This is a genomic window from Rhodobium orientis, from assembly GCF_003258835.1.
In the GTDB taxonomy this organism is placed as follows: domain Bacteria; phylum Pseudomonadota; class Alphaproteobacteria; order Rhizobiales; family Rhodobiaceae; genus Rhodobium; species Rhodobium orientis.
On the sequence record NZ_NPEV01000164.1, the window covers coordinates 1 to 272 of the forward strand.

Here is a 272-nt window from a genome sequence, read left to right on the forward strand (position 1 = left end):
ATGTCCGCTATCAAATTATTACATTTTTGATTGCCGGACACGAGACGACGAGCGGTTTATTATCGTTTGCAATCTATCTGCTCCTGAAGCATCCGGATAAGCTTAAGAAAGCGTATGAAGAAGCAGACCGCGTGCTGACCGATCCCGTCCCATCCTACAAACAGGTTCAGCAGCTGAAATACATCCGAATGATTTTGAATGAATCGATAAGGCTTTGGCCGACGGCACCGGCTTTCTCTCTTTATGCAAAAGAAGAAACGGTTATCGGGGGA

1 protein-coding gene is annotated in these 272 nt (G+C 46.0%); it reads left to right on the forward strand.

Features of this window, described 5'->3' with window-relative positions; all coding sequences use genetic code 11:
- A partial coding sequence (locus CH339_RS25670; protein ID WP_146610306.1) for a cytochrome P450 occupies positions 1-272 on the forward strand: 272 nt, incomplete at both ends.